The sequence below is a fragment of the Methanobacteriaceae archaeon genome, from assembly GCA_013403005.1.
In the GTDB taxonomy this organism is placed as follows: domain Archaea; phylum Methanobacteriota; class Methanobacteria; order Methanobacteriales; family Methanobacteriaceae; genus Methanobacterium.
In genome coordinates this window covers 1-20,850 of record JACBOA010000021.1, presented here as the reverse complement: position 1 = coordinate 20,850, position 20,850 = coordinate 1, and the positions used below count along the sequence as shown (strand labels likewise).

General features: G+C 37.7%; 21 protein-coding genes. 12 read left to right on the top strand and 9 right to left on the bottom strand.

Annotation, left to right across the window (positions count from 1 at the left end; translation table 11 throughout):
• Positions 1 to 60 precede the first annotated feature (60 nt).
• The 5 genes from HVN35_11005 to HVN35_10985 form a co-directional block, all read right to left on the bottom strand.
• Positions 61 to 1,722 (bottom strand): hypothetical protein, encoded by a 1,662-nt coding sequence (locus HVN35_11005; GenBank protein NYB53069.1) that lies wholly within the window; start codon positions 1,720 to 1,722, stop codon positions 61 to 63.
• Positions 1,679 to 2,776 carry an AAA family ATPase gene (locus HVN35_11000; protein NYB53068.1) on the bottom strand — a complete coding sequence of 366 codons (1,098 nt, stop codon included), beginning with the start codon at positions 2,774 to 2,776 and terminating at the stop codon, positions 1,679 to 1,681. The genes HVN35_11005 and HVN35_11000 overlap by 44 nt, the downstream gene beginning before the upstream one ends.
• The gene (locus HVN35_10995) at positions 2,773 to 4,002 is read right to left on the bottom strand and encodes a DNA repair exonuclease (GenBank protein NYB53067.1); all 1,230 of its coding nucleotides are present in this window, start codon (positions 4,000 to 4,002) and stop codon (positions 2,773 to 2,775) included. The genes HVN35_11000 and HVN35_10995 overlap by 4 nt, the downstream gene beginning before the upstream one ends.
• Positions 4,003 to 4,416: 414 nt before the next feature.
• Positions 4,417 to 4,653, bottom strand: a complete 237-nt coding sequence (locus HVN35_10990; GenBank protein ID NYB53066.1) for a hypothetical protein — start codon at positions 4,651 to 4,653, stop codon at positions 4,417 to 4,419.
• A gap of 120 nt (positions 4,654 to 4,773) precedes the next feature.
• Entirely contained in the window at positions 4,774 to 5,367 is a 594-nt protein-coding gene (locus HVN35_10985; GenBank protein NYB53065.1) for a CRISPR locus-related DNA-binding protein, read from the bottom strand.
• Positions 5,368 to 5,665: 298 nt separating this feature from the next.
• Between HVN35_10985 and HVN35_10980 the strand changes: the two genes are divergently transcribed.
• From HVN35_10980 to HVN35_10950, 7 genes are all read left to right on the top strand, one after another.
• On the top strand, positions 5,666 to 5,992 hold the full coding sequence (locus tag HVN35_10980; GenBank protein NYB53064.1) for a hypothetical protein: 327 nt from the start codon (positions 5,666 to 5,668) through the stop codon (positions 5,990 to 5,992).
• A 48-nt stretch (positions 5,993 to 6,040) separates the two neighbouring features.
• The gene (locus tag HVN35_10975; protein NYB53063.1) at positions 6,041 to 6,448 is read left to right on the top strand and encodes a hypothetical protein; all 408 of its coding nucleotides are present in this window, start codon (positions 6,041 to 6,043) and stop codon (positions 6,446 to 6,448) included.
• Between the two features lie 88 nt (positions 6,449 to 6,536).
• Positions 6,537 to 6,899 carry a response regulator gene (locus HVN35_10970; protein NYB53062.1) on the top strand — a complete coding sequence of 121 codons (363 nt, stop codon included), beginning with the start codon at positions 6,537 to 6,539 and terminating at the stop codon, positions 6,897 to 6,899.
• 50 nt (positions 6,900 to 6,949) lie between these two features.
• Entirely contained in the window at positions 6,950 to 7,924 is a 975-nt protein-coding gene (locus HVN35_10965) for a hypothetical protein (protein NYB53061.1), read from the top strand.
• A gap of 503 nt (positions 7,925 to 8,427) precedes the next feature.
• Positions 8,428 to 8,997 (top strand): class III signal peptide-containing protein, encoded by a 570-nt coding sequence (locus tag HVN35_10960; protein ID NYB53060.1) that lies wholly within the window; start codon positions 8,428 to 8,430, stop codon positions 8,995 to 8,997.
• Positions 8,998 to 9,116: 119 nt separating this feature from the next.
• Positions 9,117 to 9,344, top strand: a complete 228-nt coding sequence (locus tag HVN35_10955) for a hypothetical protein (GenBank protein NYB53059.1) — start codon at positions 9,117 to 9,119, stop codon at positions 9,342 to 9,344.
• A gap of 129 nt (positions 9,345 to 9,473) precedes the next feature.
• A complete protein-coding gene (locus tag HVN35_10950) occupies positions 9,474 to 10,358 on the top strand; it encodes a hypothetical protein (GenBank protein ID NYB53058.1) in 885 nt (294 codons plus the stop codon).
• Positions 10,359 to 10,558: 200 nt separating this feature from the next.
• Here HVN35_10950 and HVN35_10945 read toward each other — a convergent pair whose 3' ends face one another.
• Together HVN35_10945 and HVN35_10940 are read right to left on the bottom strand one after the other, a co-directional pair.
• On the bottom strand, positions 10,559 to 11,743 hold the full coding sequence (locus HVN35_10945; GenBank protein NYB53057.1) for a PD-(D/E)XK nuclease family protein: 1,185 nt from the start codon (positions 11,741 to 11,743) through the stop codon (positions 10,559 to 10,561).
• A gap of 8 nt (positions 11,744 to 11,751) precedes the next feature.
• On the bottom strand, positions 11,752 to 14,076 hold the full coding sequence (locus HVN35_10940; GenBank protein NYB53056.1) for an ATP-dependent helicase: 2,325 nt from the start codon (positions 14,074 to 14,076) through the stop codon (positions 11,752 to 11,754).
• Positions 14,077 to 14,660: 584 nt separating this feature from the next.
• Here HVN35_10940 and HVN35_10935 point away from each other — a divergent pair.
• From HVN35_10935 to HVN35_10915, 5 genes are all read left to right on the top strand, one after another.
• A complete protein-coding gene (locus HVN35_10935) occupies positions 14,661 to 15,278 on the top strand; it encodes a nucleotidyltransferase domain-containing protein (GenBank protein NYB53055.1) in 618 nt (205 codons plus the stop codon).
• Between the two features lie 567 nt (positions 15,279 to 15,845).
• Positions 15,846 to 16,811 carry an ADP-ribosylglycohydrolase family protein gene (locus tag HVN35_10930; GenBank protein ID NYB53054.1) on the top strand — a complete coding sequence of 322 codons (966 nt, stop codon included), beginning with the start codon at positions 15,846 to 15,848 and terminating at the stop codon, positions 16,809 to 16,811.
• Between the two features lie 208 nt (positions 16,812 to 17,019).
• Complete coding sequence (locus tag HVN35_10925; protein NYB53053.1) at positions 17,020 to 18,117, top strand: zinc ribbon domain-containing protein; 1,098 nt, start codon at positions 17,020 to 17,022, stop codon at positions 18,115 to 18,117.
• A gap of 75 nt (positions 18,118 to 18,192) precedes the next feature.
• The gene (locus HVN35_10920) at positions 18,193 to 18,465 is read left to right on the top strand and encodes a UPF0175 family protein (GenBank protein ID NYB53052.1); all 273 of its coding nucleotides are present in this window, start codon (positions 18,193 to 18,195) and stop codon (positions 18,463 to 18,465) included.
• Positions 18,466 to 18,672: 207 nt separating this feature from the next.
• Complete coding sequence (locus tag HVN35_10915) at positions 18,673 to 18,888, top strand: hypothetical protein (protein NYB53051.1); 216 nt, start codon at positions 18,673 to 18,675, stop codon at positions 18,886 to 18,888.
• A gap of 67 nt (positions 18,889 to 18,955) precedes the next feature.
• Here HVN35_10915 and xth read toward each other — a convergent pair whose 3' ends face one another.
• Positions 18,956 to 19,744 carry an exodeoxyribonuclease III gene (xth, locus tag HVN35_10910; protein NYB53050.1) on the bottom strand — a complete coding sequence of 263 codons (789 nt, stop codon included), beginning with the start codon at positions 19,742 to 19,744 and terminating at the stop codon, positions 18,956 to 18,958.
• Between the two features lie 102 nt (positions 19,745 to 19,846).
• Positions 19,847 to 20,578 (bottom strand): nucleotidyltransferase domain-containing protein, encoded by a 732-nt coding sequence (locus HVN35_10905; GenBank protein NYB53049.1) that lies wholly within the window; start codon positions 20,576 to 20,578, stop codon positions 19,847 to 19,849.
• Positions 20,579 to 20,850: the final 272 nt, after the last annotated feature.

Sequence of the window (20,850 nt, the reverse complement as noted above, 5' to 3'; positions counted from 1 at the left end):
AAAGACTTTTTGGAAGTTTAGGTGGTGAAAGAAAATAATGTTTTTGTGTGGGATTTCTCATTAAATCTCTTTGAGTTTTTCATCCATGGAAATAAAGTTAGCGCCAGATAGTGAACTGTATTTGTCTATATCACAGGTAACCACGATTATTTGCATGTTTTTAGAATTTTCTTCCAGTATTTCCAGGGCATGATGCATTCTCACTGGATCGGTGTTTACCAGGGGATCGTCCAGAACCACTAACTGTTTTTCTCCCTGAGATAGAATACTTCCTAATGCTAATCTGAAAAGACACCACACCTGTTCCTGAGTTCCGAAGGAGAGAATATCCAGGGGCGCTTCTTCACCTAAAGCATTGACTGATCTAGGTTTCATTTTTGAATCGAATTTAAGGGAGTATTTGGGCCCTAATAACCTTTCCAAGTCCTGGGTGACCTTTGTTTCCAGAGGTTCAGAGAGCTGGTTTATGGTTTTTTCATGGTAGAATGAGGTTAGGTTGTATAAAAGTTTAATAGCTTGAGTATCAATATCCAGTTCCTTCTCTTTCATCTCCATTTGTGCCAGTTTTTCTTCTATCACAGTTGAATCTGTTGATTGGGCCATTAGAATGGACAGTTCCCTTTCCATCCCTGCACGTTTGATTTCCTGACTTCTGAGTTGTTCATCAAGCATTTCAACCCTATTTTTTAATCCTTCGAAGGCTTTTAAGGGTTTGATTTCTTTGGTTTCGATTTCTGCATGGTAACTCTTCCAGGCTCGTTCTTTTTGTTCAATTTCAAGAGACAACTGGTTTAATTTAGATTCCCTTTCCTCTGCACTTAAGCCATCTTCATTTAATCTCTGGAGTCTGTTTTCAATTTCATCTTTGCGCTGATTGTTACCATGTAACTGGGTTTTCAGTTCCACCATGAGCTGGTTGGTTTTTTCAACAGTTTTCCTATCATTTTCCAGGATTTCATTGAGTTTCTGACGGTCGCGTTGCATCTGTTTTATGACCTCTTCCATAAGATTTATCTTTTCTGATAAATGCTTTCTTACTAAGAATTTGTCCTGACCGTTACATTCTTTAAAGTCTGATTCTGAAGGTATTTTATTCCAGTTTGACTTTATTCTGTTTTCAAGTGTTATTATTTCTTTTAAGAGTTCATCCTCGCCTTTTTTGCTTTTCCTGTTTAGTTGGGTTTCAAGCCATTTAAGGTCTTTTTGCAGGGATTCTTTCTTATTCTGCATGTTTTTTAATTGGGAAAGGTCATGGGTGGGGTAAGAATCCATTAGTTCCTGGTATTGAGTTTTCAAGTTTTCCAGTTTTTCTTTCATTCCCTGCACATCTTGGCTTCCGCTTGTGACTGTGATTTCCCCCACACCATGAATGAACATTTTCAGAGATTGATGTGCAGTCCAATTCCCGGATTCATGTTCGAGATGGAAGCTATTTTTTTCACCATCCCGGAATATCTCACCTGACATTTTCTTATCAGGAGTAGCCTTGATTTTCAGTCCCATAGCTTTTAGACTGGTTTCTGCATCACGTATATCCTGATATAATTCTTCAATCTTCTTCATTTCCTGATTATCAGGAACAATTATGGAATCATATTTCTCTTTGGTGTGTTTTATATCTCTTTTCAGGTCAGTTATCTCATTAAACTGAATTTTTTTCTCATCCAGGGTCTGTTCATCAATAACCGCAGTGTGGGCAATGCCTGCTATTTTTTTTTTCATCCAAATGGATGTTTATTTGTTCATCTAAATTACGGATGGCAGTGTTATCATCATCCATTTTCTTATTCAATTTATCTAACTCAGCTTTTAAGGGTTCTAATCGAAGTTTTATAGCATTATTGGATTCTATGATTCTCTTAATCTCAGATTTGGCTTTTTCTATCTCCTCTGAACGTTCTTTGGAAGATTCAAATTCTTTTTTAAGTTTTTCTATTTCATTTTCCAGTTTTTCTCTGTTTCTCTGATGTTCATGTGCTTCTTCCACTTCACGTTCCAGTTGGGTTTTTTCTTTTTTTGCAGTCTCTAAATTGCCCTGGATCTTTTCAACAAGAATCTGGTTATCCTCTAATGATCTTATAAGGGTTTCTTTTTTTCTTATTTTAGAATTTGATAGGTCTAATTCACTTTTTAAGCTGTTTATTTCGTCCTTTAACCTTCCCAGCTGGCTCTTTTTTTTAAGTTCCTTCTTTACTGGTGAGAAGTTTTCCATAAATCTGGATCTGATTTCTCTGAGTACTTTCTTTTCATCATCTGATTCAATGGTGGCGTTTACCATTTTTTGCATGGATGAAACAGTCTCGTCGTTTAGTTCCTCCTGGATGATAGGGTTTCCCTGCACCATCCACAGGCTCTGTCCTAGTCCCCAGTATTCAGGTTTGGTGTCACCTCTTGGTGCTATCTGCCCACCAACTAGTTGAATGAGTTTTTTATCAGCCTGATCTCCTTCTGCGATTTTAATCCAGGATCCCTGATCCATTTTCTCAAGCAAACTCTTCTTTTCATGGAATCCCTTGGTGATACGGTATTGGTGGTTATTTTTGGTGAATGTTATACTGCTTCTGGGATGAAGTGAAGTTCCCCATGGTTTGAGAGATTTTATTTTCTGGGAGTTGCTGGTGTGCTTGGAGTAGAAGGTGGTGATGATAGAGTCAATTAAGGTGGTTTTTCCACTTTCATTGGGACCGTATAATACGTTTATTCCTTCTTCTAATTGAATTTCCACTGGGTTGATGAATTTTTTCCAGTTTTCCAGGTGGATGGTTTTGATGTTCATGGTGCTGCCTCCCTGATGAGCTGGTACATTAAAAGGATGGCACGGTTAATAATTTCTGGTGATAATCCTTCTAACACTTCGCTGCCCCGCAGTTCGTTGAATATTTGTCTGGTACGTTCCGGGTCCAGCTCGGAATATTCCTGTATTTCGGGCTGGGTTTTCATCAAGGCTATCAGGGCTTCGAAGGTGCGGTTAACCACTGCACCCTCAGGGAGGAGAGCTTGAAGTTCTAAAAGGTTGGGTTTGAGGAAAAGACCATCTTTTCTAATGTCAAAGTGCATAAACCGATTCTGGAACTCACTTTGAAATGCGTCCAGGTAGTTAATGGTGTCCTGATCTGTGACTCCAGTCAGGTTTATGGATATAACCCGTTTTTGTGGATTTTTTATCTGTTGAATTTTAAAGTGAAGGTTTTGAGCATCGATCATGCTGTTGATTTGCTCTTTGTGTTTTTCCCATGTTAGGTTGCCCACGTCCATTTCTTGTATAATTGGTGGAGAGCGTGGGTGTTGGATATCAACGATTACTGCTTTTCCACTATTTTGTTCACTGAATTTGGTGGTTTCTGGGGTTCCAGGGTAGACAGTGCGGTTAATTCCTGATGAGTCCTGATGGGTGTAGAGAGAGTGCCATTCTCCTAATGCCAGATAGTCCAAATCTGATATCTCTGTTCGGTTGGGGTTTATGGGAAAGTTGGGATTGTCTATAAAACCCTCGATGGCCAGGTTTCCGTGGGCCAGACCTATCTTAATGTCATTTCTATCATTTCTTGGATTATCTTCACTTTCCACATTATGAGAGTTAATCCATTGGGTGGGATCATTTTTGGATTGTTTCTGGCTGACTGGAGAGGGGTAAATGGTTACACTAAGATGAGGGATAGTGAAGGGTTCAGATTCTTTGAAAACGATAACATTATCCAGGTTGTCCCAGACCGGGTCCCTGTATAATGAGTCAAGGGTGAGAGGATCATGGTTTCCAGGAATGATGTATGTGGGCACGGTTGATTGGCCCAGTATTTCAGAAACAGTATTCAAAAGTCTCTTATCCACATCATTACTGTCAAATAAGTCACCAGCCATCAATATAAAATCAACTTGTCCTGCCTGGTCCAGTAGTTTCTGGATGGTTTTTATTCTAATTTGTCTAGCTTTTTCTGCATTCTCATGTAATTGACTGTATTTCATTCCCAGGTGCCAGTCAGCAGTGTGCAAGAATCTAACCAAATTCCCAACCCCATCTCATTTTTTGACATTTTTTTGTCTATTTCTATATTTTATTATTTTTTATATATCTTTTATTAATAAATAATTTAAATATTTAATTTAAATTATTTTGTTAGATTAGTAACACAGAAACTATTGATTTATGTTGAAAATACTTTTAAGTCATTATTAATGTTTTTATACTTTAATTTAAATGTCAGTTAAGACCAGATCCACAAACTGGACAGTAACTTAAACCAAGTTCTATTTCCATATAACAGCGAGTGCGTGTGAATTCCTGGCTGTGATCTGTTGTTATTTGGTCTGAGTACTGCATTGTTTGCAGAATTTACCTCCCTTGGACCTATCTATTACATTACCATCAAACTAAAGCCCCATTTATAATGGCTTTTATGGATAAATGATATTAGAATTTTAATCTTCCTTAATTATAAAAATGAGTATTAATAGGGGAAACATAGCGCTAATTATGTTTAAAACACTACTGGCGAAGTCGCTAATTAATAGGTTACCAGCAACAAGTAAGATTACACCTAAAATATAGAAAAGGATGAAGTATCTGTTTATATTTCTATCTTTCTGTATTGTGGTTTTGTAGAACTGAATTATCCATCCTATGATAATGAGTATTAGTCCAGCGGTAAAGTACATAGAAAAACACCTGAATGGTATTAATTTAATGATTGATGTCTTATTTAATTTTTATAGTTAATCACAGGAGTTTTATGAAGCATTTGGAATCATTAGGACAATAAATTAATATTTTTTAAATTAGATTATGGCCAGTTCACCAGCACTGGTGATATTCATAGAGTTGTGATTGATTAAGCCCATTTCCCTTAGTTCCCGGATGTGGTTGTAGGTCATCCCCCGGCTAATCCCGATCTTGGTAGAAAGGTTCTTTACGTTGTTTTCTCCAGAGGCTATTTCTTCCAGGATGATTCTCTTGGTGCGGGATATTCCGAAGTTCAATTTGGGTAGTTCGATTATATTTTTATCCTCTTCGGTGATGTAGACTATTTTTTCTATCATATCCTGACGAGCGTAACATCCAAATAAGGCTCCTAGGGCTTGTGGTTTTCTACCGCCACTAATGTTAACCACTATTTTCCTGCCCTTGGCGTGCTCCTCATCAATGATTTCAGCAGTGTCATTGGCAATCATTACCACATTGTAAATACTGGTGGGGTGGGATCTTATTTCCAGTATTTTACCCACAGTTTCCTGCAGCATCCGCTCTGATTCGATAATTTTATCAGGAGCATCCTCTTCGCGAAGAAGAACTACTTTACTGGGAGAAAATTGAGTGATACATGCCATTACTGGTTCTAAAGAATAAATCGTTGATATAAGGGTTTTTTCCATACAAACCACTGTAGAATTTCTTAAGTTTTTTTTTAATGTATAATATAATTCTCCTTTAACCCATATATTAGTGTTTTGATGCTGAGTAATCATATTGATTAATGAAAAGTTCATTTTTTATTTTTTATATATGGGTTTAATATATTGCAGTTAAATTTTTTTTATATTTGTACATGTTTAACATAAACATTTATATAGCATAACAACAATATGATGATGTGTACCACCTTTTGGGGAGTTGGTATAAAAAGGGGAGGCAATATTCTTTTTGCCTCCCTTAAATTAAGGAGAAGTGATTATGGAAGAAAATATTGTTAGTAAAGTAGAGCTTTCTGAGACCAAGCCTTCGAGAACTATTGAGATGGCTTTAGGAATTGCTGGAGGAATTTTTGGATTGATTGGTGGGATTATTGGTTTAATATTTGTCCCTGAATTGGGAGTAAGTGCCATCTTAGCTTCAATAGTCGGCATTATCGCTGCCATATACGTCACTCGAAATCCTAAATGGGGAGGTATAATTCTTATTATTAGCGCTATCTGGCTTTTGATAAGCATTTCACTCTTTGGAGTATTAGGGTGTATATTAATCTTTATTGCAGGTTTGGTTGCATTAGTCAGGAAATAAAGTTTAAAAAAAATCAGGATAATTTTAGAAAAATAATGAGGTAGTTGTATGAAAAAAGTTGGTTTAATATGGGGAGTGGTGGCCATACTACTAGTGGTAGCAGTTAGTGGTTGCACCAGTTCAGGGAATAAAAATTCAGTGAATGTTTCTAATTTGCAAGTATCAAATCAAGGTTACGGTATGTACTATGTAACTTGTGATATTGTACCCAATCAGGATATGAGTTACATAGAAATGGTGCTGGTATGGTATGATGCAAATGGTGCAGTTATAGAACGCACCCCCCTGGCATGGAATATTAACGATGCCAAAGCAGGTCAAACCATAAAAGCCCGGGGAATGAGTTCACTGTATGATAAAGAAACACCTGCCAAAGTTCAGGTCATGCTCTTTGACTCTGCATTTGCTGGTGGAAGTGAAAAAGGAAATATTTTCCAGCAAACCATAAATGTGTGAATAATTCCCTTGTTTTTTTTTATAATTCCGCATTTATTTTCACCACTCAGGATGGGGGGGTATCTATCTGTGTTCTAATAGGAGAATAATGATTGCTGAAGATGATGCCATCATTGCCATGGGACTGGAGAATAAAATCACTTCATGGGGATACTCAGTGGAATCAGTGGTTTATAGAGGAGAGGACGCTGTCGAAGCATCCTTTAAGTCTAAGCCTGATCTAATATTGATGGATATTGGGTTGAAGGGTGAATTAGATGGAATTGAAGCAGCTAAGAGGATAAAAAGTTTGGATATTCCTGTGATATTTGTAACCGGACAGAATGATCAAGGGCTAATTAAAGATGCACTGAAAACAGTGCCTTATGCCATTTTAAAAAAGCCTTTGCTTCATGAGATTTTGAAAGAAAAAATGCAAACAGCATTAAAAAGAGGGCCATATGAATTATAGAAGGTTTTTTCCATGCAATATGATATTAAGGTCTAAAGGAGTGTGTTAAAGTGGATGATGTTATTGCTGAATACATATACCAGATGGAATTAGGAGAAGTACAAGAATATAAGGGAATGTCAGTGTTTCCCATTTTTAACAAAGGAGATGAAATCCCATACATTACCCTGAAAGAAGCTTTGGAGGCTGATCTTTTAACTGTAACTGAGATTGATGACTCTGGATCAGTACCGGAGTTGAAGGTTATAAATAAGGCCGATGTTCCGGTACTTTTACTGGATGGGGAAGAACTAGTTGGAGCCAAGCAGAACCGTGTTCTCAATACAACCATCCTTCTTAAAGAGCAACGTGAAACTGTGATTCCTGTAAGCTGTACTGAGCAGGGAAGATGGAGTTACAATTCCAAATATTTCAGAGATTCAGGAAATGTGGCTTCACTTCGATTGCGCAAGTCCAAGTCCAGATCCGTACTCGCATCAGTAAGGGATAGTGGCCAGTTCCGATCAGACCAGATGGAACTTTGGAATGAAATCGATAATATGAGCCGTGATGCCAGGGTACGTTCAAGTACCAAGGCAATGAGCGATGTATACCAGTCCAGGGAAGATGAGCTCTCGAAATATCACCAATCTTTCCCTTTAGTTGATGGTCAAAAAGGATTGCTGGTAATGTTTAATGGAGAAGTTATGGGTATGGATATGGTCTCCAGCAGCAAAGCCTTCCAAATTCTCTACCCTAAACTCTTAAAAAGCTATGCATTGGAAGCAATACTAAAGGGGAATGGTGAAGAATATTATAATGGGTTAGATAAGAGCAAATCATTTTTGGATGAGGTTCGTTTGTGTATGGATGAAAAGCATAAATCAGTGGGCTATGGTTGTGATCATCGTCTGGAAGGCCCCAGTGTAGTGGGTTCAGCTTTAATCTTCCGGAACCAGGTTATACACACCGCATTTTTCAATACATCTGACATTGAAAAAAATCAAATGTCCACTTACAGTAAAAGGCGAAGCTATAGAATGTAATTTGCTAAAGAACACATCAAAACCGAAACATTAGGGATTTGGCATATAGTTTCTATTGTAAATTTTCGGGTTATTAAACAGTAGAAACCACCAAATCTCGTTTCGGTATCTTATTTATCAGTGTTTATTTATTGGGGGTTTTTTATTGATTGCCAGGATTATGTTCTAAAATATTTTTAGGGATCTATAAAATGGTTGTTGAACGATATTCAAAAAAAATATTTTTTTGACTTCATTTGTCTTCTTTTTTGTAAAAAACAATCTTAAACTTCAATTTGACATTCTTTCCGGATCTATTAATTTTAATAGCTACCTTATTACTTCTAATGGTTAATTTTTACATAAATTTGAATGAAATTCCCCACTGGAGGTAACTTCTCCATAAAATGTATGGTTATGTGCTTATTTTCACCAAAAAATCATTAAATCTTATTAATCAGTGAATAGATATAATGTAAGTGCAATATTGATAGTCTTTATCAACGATGATGGGGGTGCTTGCACTGAGATTTATGGATGAAAAAAGGGGACAAGGAGGAGCAGAATATATTCTCCTTTTCGGTGCGGTAATTTTTATTGCTATTGCTAGTTTGGGTATCTATAAAGCCTATTTTACACCCATAAACGGCACTGACGCTTCACTGGAGATTACTAACACTGGTTCAGGTGCAGTAAATGTGATGTACGAGGTTAGAAACACCAATGTACCGGATCGGGTGAACAAATCATCACCCAAAACCACATTTATTGTGCCAGATGGTAAGGAACAGGATAAATACACGAATTTGAAAAAAGGGGAGACTATTAAGGTTCCAGTGGGAGGATTAAAGAAGGGTGATGTTATATACGTTGAAGTTGGAGTTCAGCAATCATCAGGTTCAGTACTAGTCAAATTCACTCAAGGTTCTAAATCAGAGACCTGGACAGTTAAAGGTCCATTCAAACCTTACGCAGGTACTAAAGCGGAAGATTACATGAATTCAGGGGCAGTGATCAGGTCCATAACCATTACCGAGGGTAGCAGTGGCCTAAAAGCCAGTAGCGACATTGAATCCATGAGGGGCAAAATTTGAATTTTTTTTAAACCTTTCTATCAAAGAAAAAATTGGTGGTGATGTAAATGATGATGGGTATTGATTATTTACCGATATTAAACATAGTATTTTCTCTAATTATTGCGGTGGGTTCATACATGGTTTATCGCCATTGGGTGGATCCCTTACTACTCTATTTAGGAATGGCTTTCCTGGTATTTGGAATATCCAACTTGATACAAATAATTGGCATAACCAACCAGGAGGTATTAATATTATTCCAGTTATTTGCATTTATCCTGATAATGTATGGATTGTACAGTGAATGGAAGTATTTTAAAAGTTCTCAGGACCAGGACGAATATGAAAGTCCTCCGGATGAATGAAATATAAATAAGGTAAAAGAGTTAGCCTAATAATCACACCTGCTGATAGTAGGATTAGGTATTCTTCTTTCTAAAAAGTTATAAAATCAAAGGAAATTAGGTTTTTAAAAAAGGATAGGGGAGTTTAAATTGAACCTGGTGAATTATAAATTATTAATATTTTTATTTATTGGATTTATCGCATTTCCTAGTGGTGTTTTTGCTTTAGTAAACGTTCATGAAACATCTGGAAGTTATCTGGATGCTAATACACCTCCTGTTACTGCTAATGTATTTCTCCCAGTGCTTAAAGTGGGTAGGGGGATTGATCTGGAAGATATTCAAGAATTCATGGCCCTCCCCTTGGAAGATAAGATATTCTCCATCTTGTTTGTAGTGGCAATTCTCGCCTTTGTAATTTGGTACACACTTATGGGCAAAAAAATGGCACTGTTTCTAAGAATACCCATTATCATCGGTCTGTCCTTACTAATACTAGTGCCTACATATTTATCAGGAAACATGATTTGGTTTATGGTCGCTGCAATCACAATAACCGTTGTTCTTATAGTAACCTGGTACCAGGAGCACGGTAGATTTATGAACACAACCCGTTTAATCGGAACCCTGCTGGGAGCCTTATTACTACTAGGTCTGCTGGTTGGTTTACCAGCATATTACTATTTCACTGCTTCAGAAGAAATGAGCAATATAGAAGTGAGTTCTAAAAATCCAAGTTTACAAATAATTGATTACAAGGCTTACCGACTTTCATTTTCTGGCAGTACAGTGGAATTCGGAGGTTATGTGAAAAATAATGGGAACACTCCTGTTAGTTTTGTTAAAATAAATGCAACTGGTTATGATACCAATGGAAATATCGTTTCAAACAAAACAACCTTTGTTGATGATGACAGAATATTTCCAGGCAGCAGCTCAAAATTCGGTTACCTATCAAAAAAGTTCTCCGGAAGCTTAGAAGACCCTGAAAGAAGAATTGTAAAGGTTAAACTAGAAGTAATTGACTATATTTAGATGCAAATCATGACAAGAGGCATATAATTAAAAAATGGGGGGTGTAAATAAAATAAGACTTAATAGTGTCAATTATAAGCATGATGGTTGCCTATTAACTTACCCTAAAAATCTTACTCTAGAGATCAAGTTAATTGAATAAAGTTTCAACGACCTAATAGATTTTTTTCTGGACCAATTATGCTACTTCTTTATAATTATTACGGAACAGTAAGCTTCTTAGGACTAGCTGAACTTTTACAAAAACTCTTATAATCACAGGCATCACATTTACGTCTATCTGGATTGGTTTTCCATGAAGACTGAATAACCTGGCCATGCACTTCATTTATGATGCTGTGTTCAATATCTGCCACTACACTGTCAAATTCAAGAAGTGATTTTTCCATGGAAACTTCATCAATGGGAATTAATCTTATCGATCGAAGGTGTCTGAAGGGTTCTGAAAACGAGGGGATTCTTTTTTTAGGGTTCCACTTTAAAATTGACTTCCTGTCACCACCTTCAGGCATGACATCAGTTTTTTCTTCTTGCACCTCTTTTTTAAGTATAATCAGGTCTTCCTTAAATAAAGATAGTTCATTGAGGTAGAAGAGGATTCCAATCAACACGGGATTGGATTCTGATTGCAAGGATCTCAACCAGGCATAGGTTTGCACCTGCCAGTGATGATGGTCCCATGGTGGTGAGCCTATAGATGGTCTTTTCATTCCCTTGTAATCCACTATAACTTCATATTGGTCTGATTTGAGATTATCTAGTTTTTCCAGAAAGACAGGGTCCCGGTGTAAATATTTAATGATAAGGTTTTTTTTTGATGCTTCTTCAATTTTAACTGAACTCAAGACATCTATAATTCCAGTTATCCCATAAAAATTGGACCGGCTAACATCCTTTTTGAAGTGGGGCATGTCCCTTATCCCCTTTAAACGAACCTCATTATCATCAACCAAAGGGAATAAATGAGGCCCCCAGGTGTTGATTGCTTGTTCTGCCCTGATACTGGCAGTTAATTTGTGGGGATGATCTTCATCAGGACATAATCCTTGGTGTTCGCTTACCCCTTCAAATGGACAGAATAAATTGGCGGGTGGTTTAAGTCCCCTTGATTCTAAACGTTTATGGATCATTAACTCTACTTTTCTTACCTGTGTTTCCCAGTCCCAGGGGAAGTCTTTCCAATCTTCATCCTTCCATTTGAGGTATGATTCCTCCATAACTCCATGGATGAAGTCTCCGAACCACAACTGAATAGGCATGGAGGGAGGTAAGGTACCCTTATTCTGATAGCGATACTGTAATCCACAGGTTAAAAATGCTAGTAAATCACCAGTGAGACTATATTCAGGGATAATATATGGTTTTGAACGTACTGAAAGAGTCATGCCATCACCTAAATCATGATTATGTTATCCAAACCCTCCCAAGGCCATCTCCCATCTCTAGTCCAACCAGTGGCCACATTAGGAATACTGGGATAGGTAGTTAGTCCCACCAGCAAAAGAACATCCTGGGCACGGCTGTAGGCAACGAAGTAGTGTCTTATAAGGTCATCAAAGGCCCTTTGTCTTCCAGGTCTTTCTGGTAAGCCTAGGGGTGAGCAGATTCTAATTTCATCTTCCATTGTACAGGATCTACCACCATCCTCTGGGAATCTTTTAAAGGCATTCAACTTATGGTTGTTTCTAAAATCTGAACACACATCCACAATTACCAATGGGAATTCAAGTCCCTTTGACTGGTGGATGGACATGATATTTATTCTATTATCCGGGAGGGTGTCCAGAAGTCCTTCATCCACTTTTATAGCCCCAGTTGCGATGGGAACCAGTATATTCCAGTAAGCATCTTTTATAGAGTAATATTCGCGTTCTGGATTTTCTTTGTCAAAAACAAGCTCACCAGCGTAGTTACTGAAAAGAGCTGTATCCGATATGGTGCGGGTTATGGCTTCCAGATACACTAATCCTTCCACATCATCCTGCAAGTTGGGAATCCAGGTCACTAATTTGTAAACCAGATCCAGGAGGGGAACAGTTTTTTTCCAGGTCCTCCTACCCAGCGGTTCTCTTTTTTGCCATGCATGCACAAATTCCTGCAAACTAATTGGTTTGTTAGGGTTTGGTTCGGTTTCCAGGTAATCCCTGGCAGTTTTCCGCCATGATTTGAAATTTTCCCGGGCAGTTTTCGGGATACTGTCTACAGAATCCTGAACTTCACATTCCGGGTCAATACAGTCCAGTATCAGTCCGCAGAGAACACTAGCCTCCCAGGTCCTCTCTAAACTCTGTCCTCTAGGATTGAAAATGGGTATTTTTAAGTTTTCCCTTAAATAGTAGGGAAGTTTTTTCCTATCGTAGGCCTGTTCCTGTGGAGAACTTAAAAGAATGGAAAGATCCGTGGGTGAACCTTCATCAGGGTTTACCCTGATTAAATAATCTCCTACTTTGTATCCATCTTCACAAACCACTTGCTCTATAAAGTGGGATAAGTCACGGGCAAGTGTTTCTACATCATCACGGAACATGCCAATAATAGGATAATCGGTAAAGGGTGGAGATCTTTCTGGTAATATAGCTGGTTTATCTTTAACTCTTGCATACTGAAATTCAGGGTCCAGGGTGACGAACTGGTTGCAGAAGTTCACTATTTTTTCAGTGGACCTGTAGTTTTGTGATAGGTAGATTAATTCTGTGGGGTGGTTTAATTGCTCTTTGAAGCGTTCCTGGAATTTGGTGAAAAGATCAACAGTGGCTCCTCTAAATCTGTAGAGTGATTGATCATCATCTCCCACTACGGTAATGTTCCCACCATTTTCAATGGCTGCTTTTGCCAGTTGGAAGTAGATTTGTTCCTGCAAGAGGTTGGAGTCCTGGTATTCATCCACCAGAATTATCTTCAAACCCTTTAGGAAATCATCAAGTTCTCCCTGTTTTAGCTGATCCAGGAAATCAGCTTCCAGCATGGCAAAGTCATAAAGATTTCTGGATTGAAGCTCCTCTAGATAGTTGTTTATTGCCTGATGGGCTACTTTAAAACCCGGGTGTTCATTTCCTTTTTCCCGGGCCAGTTCATCCCAATCTACCTGATCATAATACACCCGGTCTTTGATTTCTAAAAGCTGTTTGCTCATCTCATTGGTGTTGAACCCGAATGATGTTCCCCTGAGTTGAATAAGGTAGTCTCTAAGGTCTTGGTTTTTGTGTTTTTCCCCTTGAAAAAGTCCTTTGTTGAGCATAAGTGCACTGGTAACAAAGTCCTGAATGACCACTGGAGGTGCTGCTCCTGGTTTTCGGTGTAGTTTGAGTATGTCCTGGGAGATACTGTCCAGGGTTCCAGTTATGATCTGGTTGAAGTCCAGTCTTTTTAGATCTGGGTGTATGTCTTTAAATTCAGGGTCTTCAAGCAGTGCTTGTCGTATTTCATCTCCCCATGAAAGAATCCTTGAACTTAACTCTGATGCTGCCTTTCTAGTGAAGGTTGTGGCTAAGATACTATTGGGTGATACTCCATCCACGTAGATAAATTTTAATATCTTCAAAACCATGACTGTGGTTTTACCACTCCCTGGCCCAGCAACCAAAAACTGTGACTGGCTGGTGGGGGCACTGATGGACTGGTGTTGTTCAGGGTTATCATCAGCACCTATTTTTCTTTTAAGTTTATTAATGGCAATATCTTCAAAGGTAGAGTAAGGTATTATCATTTTTCCAACCATTAAATCCCTTATTTATATTGTTCTTATAATTGTGAATATTTAATGATTATGGATATTGTTGTTAAAAAAGAATGGTTCTACTATCTTTAATCAGGTAGGAAATCTTTGCTAGTGAACACTCAATTTATGATATATATCTAAGGAAAAATCCACCAGCTCATTTTATGTACTTAAATAACAGAATTTATGTTATATGAATACAGAAAATATTTATATGATGATTTCTAAACTCATAAAACAGAGGTATTTTATGAAAGCCAAGGGACACCTAGAAAGAGCTAACGAGATAAAAAATTCAATAGAAATACTTAAGGATAGTGACAAAAATGTAAGTTCTGTTGTGGAACTGGTATATGGTTGTGCTTTACATTAAATTGCTTATGGCTCTGAAAAGAAATATGGGGTCCATAAAGATATTCATACAGGTCTTTTAAGGTTTTTAAGGGAAAACGATGATGATGAGATTGCAGATGCATTTTCAGAATTGGAAACATTAAGGCACGGGAGATGGTACGGAGTTAAAGGAAACGGAGATACCATCAAAAAGACTTTACAGATTTTAAGAGTTATTGAGAGATGGAAAGATGAATGTTGAAGTTATTTCCTTTGAGCTGGCCAGGAAATTAAGTAAAATATCATCTCTGGAAGCAGTAGTGCTATTTGGTTCAGCTGCCAGAGGAGAAATGCATAAAAAGAGTGATATTGATATTTTACTCTATTTTGATGCAGACCATGATCCTGAAATAGGTGAGGAGGGGCGATTGGTTCATAAACTTGCTGGTGAGGTGGAAAAGAAATACCATATGGATAACCCCTTCTCATTTGTATTTATGAATAAGAATGAGAATATTGATTCCGAATTCCTCTGGGAAGTAGCTAAAGATGGGGTGGTGTTATATGCACTTCCATCTAGAATACTGGGCAAAGAAGATTATCTTAAACCTTCTGCTTTCATTTCATACAGTTTTAAGGGCCTGCCAGCCAGGGATAAGATGTTCGTTAAAAGGAGATTGTACGGATACCAGGTGAAATCCATCCATGGTGGCAAAGAATATTTTAATGAAGGTAAGGGGATAGTCCAGGAACAGGGAAAGAAAATGGGTAGAGCAACTTTTTTAATTGATGCATCCCATGTGGATGAAGTACTGGAACTGTTCCATGAAAAAAATGTTCAATATAAAATAATTAAGGTTTGGGTCTAATCTAGTTTAAATTCCTCCCCAATAATTTTTGATTTCCTGATTTGTCCTAAAAAATTTAGTTCGAAAACCATCAGAAACCTAGGAACCTTTCAAAGAAAAATTTCACTTTGGCGCATATTTACATGAGAAAAGGTAAATAGAAAATAAGATACAGATTTTTTTCTATCAAAGTGAGGCGGTGATATTAATTGGAGGATACTATAGATGAAGAATTTTAATGGTTATGGAAAGGAACCACGCTTACCTAATTTAGATGATATAGAATGTCTAGTTGCATATTTACCCTATTTCAGGGATATGGGAAACCAATTTTACACTGTAAAATCTGAGAATGGACATTTACCCTGTATATCTTACTCTTTTAAGGTAAATAGATTTATACGGGACTTGTACCATAAAAACAGGGGACATAGTTTTCACGGGTTGGATGAGGTAGAGAAATATTTAGATGACCCTGATTCTTTGAAAAATGCAGATTTGGCCACTCTGCAGAGTTTATTCATACACCTGGTTAATGCTGAGCGGATAGATGAAGGCTCTATCGGGAGCTTGTTAGATGATGGAAGGATGGTGAAGATCCTAGTCAGGCTGGAGCAGGTTAAAGAAGAGATCATGGACAGGTTCAGAGGTGCTATTCTGGGGCTGGCAGTTGGTGATGCCCTGGGAGCTCCCCTGGAGTTTAAGAGTCCTGGCACATTCCAACCAGTCCATGACATGATAGGGGGAGGGCCCTTTAACCTGGAGCCTGGAATGTGGACTGATGATACCAGTCTGGCACTATGTCTAATGGAAAGCCTCATCAAAAAGCAAAAATTTGACCCCATAGACCAGCTATCACGTTACCAGTGCTGGTACAAGGAAGGACATCTCTCAGTTATGGGGGACTGTTTTGACATTGGCAACACCACCCTTCAGGCTTTGAAAACCTTTGATGAAACTGGTGAACCTTATCCAGGACCTGATCATGAACTTTCAGCTGGTAACGGGTCCCTGATGCGCCTGGCACCAGTGCCACTTTTTTATATGAGTTATCCTATTCGGGCTATTGATTGCTCTGGTCTCAGCAGCCGCACCACCCATAACCATCCCCTAGCAGTTGATGCCTGCCGGTATCTGGGCAGCCTCATACACGGAGCACTGATAGGTGCAGATAAAAATGAGCTACTATCTCCCCGTTACTCCCTTATAGAAGGATACTGGGAGGACAATCCCCTAGCACCTGAAATTGATGAAGTGGCAGCTGGTTCATATAAAGATAAAAAACCCCCTGAGATCAGGGGGAGGGGATATGTGGTTAAATCATTAGAGGCAGCATTATGGGCTTTTTATAATAGTGATAACTTTCAGGAAGGATGTTTGCTGGCTGTGAATTTGGGTGAGGATGCAGATACTACCGGGGCTATATACGGACAATTGGCAGGAGCCTACTATGGAGCCAGTCAAATACCATCCAAATGGATCAATAAACTGGCCAAATTAGACCTAATCCAATCATTTATCGATTCTCTATTGGAAGCTTCCACTAAGATCTAAATAGTAAGAGATTTGGTTAAAAAACAGGATAATAATGATACTAATAGAAGAAATGAAATATATTGATTTCATGAGGATTTCATGATGAAAAAAATAATAGATGAAAACCTATCTGACAAATTAAATTTATCCTGGATATTAATGCTAATTATTAATGGGGGAGGTATTCATCTTCCTATGATCTTTAAATATTTAGGGGTGTTTGAAAATGAAATGTCCCCAGTGTGCAACTGAAAATCCAGAAGAAGCTCATTTCTGCATGGAGTGTGGTTTCTTGTTAGATGAGAGGGGTGAGCCCTGCCCTTCATGTGGAAATATAAATCCCTGGAATGCTAAGTTCTGTCTGGAGTGCGGTGCTGATTTAAAGCAATATAAAGAATCACCATCCAATCAAATTCCTGCAGAAGAATCCCCTACCAGGAGCCTTGAAACCGAGGAGTTTCCAGAAGAATGTCCTGATGAAGTTCCTGATGCAGAGTACCTGCCTCCAGATGGTTCTGAGTCTTGGAGGGAACTCTGCCCGGCCTGCAACCACAATCCCCTCACACCTAAAACCTATAAAGGAATTCTTTCCACCAAGAATATCTTAGAATGTGAGTACTGTGGTGCTGTTTTTGAACAGAAAGGTAAAAATTATTTGTTCAAGGCTATATATGATATTAGTTCTGATTTTTGGAAGAGATACGGTAGGAAAACCTTAACTGAGGATGAATGGACCCGTATAGCGCATGGTGGCTTGTCCAATGAGGAAAAACGTATCATGGAACAGAAAGCCGCCCAGAATGATCTGGTAAATTTTGTTAATCAATTAGATGCTGGTAATGTGAATTTAAGTACCATACCTAATCCTCCTATTATGTTAAAGAAAGGTGAGGAGGCCTGTGTGGTTTTGGGTGGTATTACTCTTCGGGAGGCACGTGCGGTTAGACATACTCGTGGTGCATATGGCGGGCCTACCATAAGGGTGGCTAAGGGTGTTTCCTTCCGTATGGGAAGTGTGGCTGCCCGGAGCGAATCCCATGAAGAGCTTCGCAATATAGACCAGGGAACCCTGGTTTTAACCAACAAGAGATTGGTGTTTATTGGTTCCAAGAGAACCATAAACATAGACCTCAGGAAGATCATAGCCATAGAAGCCTACAAGGATGGTATTGCATCTCAACGGGAGAATAAACAAAAAACTGAGTACTTCACTGGTACGGACAGGCATGCACTAACCTTTAACATAAACGGACGTTCCCATACAGTCCCATTTACCGGGCTGATATTGAAGGCTGCTGTTGAGGGTAAGATCAGGCAGATTTAAAGGTTAAAGGATGCATTGGTAATAAAAATTAAATAATTAAGTGTACTATAAATAATTTACTAGTGATGGATTTATATGGGACCAGTAAAGGCTGAAGTAAACTTACCAAGTTCATTTTTAGCTAACTTGAAGATAAAAAAAGACCAGTCAGAAGGTCTGATAAAACGTTCACTCGCTGTTGAGTTATATCGTGAGGGTGAATTATCACTGGGAAAATCTGCAGAGTTAGCGGGTTTGAATCGTTGGGAAATGATTTTACTCCTTAATGAAAAGCATGTTCCCATTGATTATACTGCAGATGATGCAATAGAGGATCTGGAAAATCTTAAAAAAGTGTTAGGACCATGATTGTTGTATCTAATTCAACTCCCTAATTGCATTGTCAATTATAAGTAGAATAAATCTACTAAAAGATTATTTTAAAGAAATATACATTCCTCCAGAAGTATACCGAGAAATAGTGGTTTTTGGTGACAAAAAACCGGGAAGTGATGTAGTATCTTCTGCCGATTGGATAAAAGTTAAAAAGGTGGAAAATACTTTAGCTATGATTCGATGGCTATTAATCTGGATAGAGGTGAATCTGAGGCTATTATTCTCGCGACAGAAATTGATGACCTTTTAATTATTGATGATGGGCAGGCCAGGAAAACTGCTAAATTAATGGGTTTAAATATTACTGGTACTATTGGTATTTTACTTAGAGCAGCTGCTGATGAGAAAATTGATTTTAAGGAAAACTTAGATCTTTTAATATTCATCTGGATTTAATATATCGGAAAAGGAATATGAAAGGGTTTTAAAAATTAGTGAAGATTTATAATTCTAAAATAAAATTTTAGATTTGAATATCAATTCCTATAGGACAATGGTCAGATCCCATGATGTCAGGACGAATATAAGCATCTTTAATATGATCTTTAAGATTTAGGGTAGCAAAGAAGTGGTCCAAACGCATTCCTATATTTTTTTCTCTGAGGTTGTACATGTTACTCCACCAGGTATAGTGATGGGGTTCCTGATTAAATTCACGGAAGGTATCTGTATACCCCTGGGATATTAATCTGTCAATAATTGCTCTTTCTATTTGAAGGAATCCTGGCTTTTTGGATGCATTTTTAGGGTTAGCAAGATCCAATGGTTTATGAGCAATGTTGAAATCTCCACAAACTAATACTCTCTCACCTGAAGATGATAAAGATTCTGTTAGGTTTAAGAAACTTTCATAAAACATTAATTTATGATGGAGGTTTTTTTCCTGGATATTTTTATCTGAATTAGCACCAGTAGGGAAATAGATGTTTAAAAGGATGAAATCATCGTATTCTGCTTTGAGAATCCTGCCTTCTTCTTGGTATTTTCCATCTCCAAAACTACGAATTACCTTGTTTGGTTTGATTTTAGAGTAAATAGCAACTCCACTAAAACCTGGAGTTATAGTTGAAGAGGAATAAAAGGAATGATAATCATCGAATCCATTTAAAGTTTCTTTTACCTGATCTTTGGTAGCCTTTATTTCTTGCAAGCAGAATATATCTGGGTTCTCATCTTGTAACCAATCAAGATGTCCATTATTATATCGTGCTCTGAGACCGTTTACATTCCAGGATAGAATTTCTATTTTCATGTTTAACTCCTTTTTTATGATACTGATGGCTTCTTTAAAGTCAAATTGTGAGAAAAGTAATTTTATGACCATTCTGATAAGTGAGCTGGATTCATCGGTTTCCTAGTAAGTCCACACCGGTATCTCCTTCCATTTGGCATGGTAATAGCTTAGAGTTTTAGTTATTTCAGGTGCGTTGTGACGTTCCACTAATATAACAGATTTAGCCAGTTTTTTAGCTTTTATTTTATCTAAAATACCAGGATATATTTTTTTCTTTTTGACTCCGCCTTTGTAATAAGTTGAACTTCCACCATATAGAGCTCTGTATAACTTACTACGGATACTCCTCTCCAAGTCGGTGGTGTCATAGGCAATTATCATCTGGGACTTTAAATCTTCATTTGACAAGGATAAGGTTACTGGTTTGCCGTGTAAAAGTATTCCCTCACCTGAAAGTGCACCGGCAAGGGTTGGTTCTTCTGCTAAATCATCTAGGGTAAGGTGTAAGATCTGGAAATTTTCTGGTGCCAGGTGGTTAATTTTTTTAATAATTTCTGGATCTTTATCAGAATAAATAATCAATATATCAACATCAGATTCCCTATCATACTCTCCCCTTGCAACTGATCCAAAAAGAACCACTGATAAAATTCTATCAATATCCTTTATTTGTTGAGTGAACTTAACAGCGTCCTTAAACATATATAAGTGCCTCAGAAAATTCTTTAATATAGGATAAGATCTCCAGGGCTCTTTCATCAGTTGCACCGTTTTTACCAGTACCATAAACCTGGCTGGGACGCATTTCTTCCAGTTCATGGAAAAGATTGCTGATAGTCCTGCTTTGCTCATCGAAATACTTTTCTCTCATGAGAGTCCCGGGGATTCTATTATGTTTTAAGTCCTTATCTGGCCTTAACCTACCATTGGAGTAAAGTGCTGCATTGATGTAATGAGCTGATATGAGCATGGATAATTCTACAATGGTTTCATGGTCATCTTCAGTGTCTAATTTAGAAAGATTTCCCATTAATGGTCAATTTTTTCTATATGGTTTTCTATCTTCAGGTTGTTTTCTGGTATGAAATTAATGATTAATTTTTTTTTTTTTTTTTTTTTTTTTT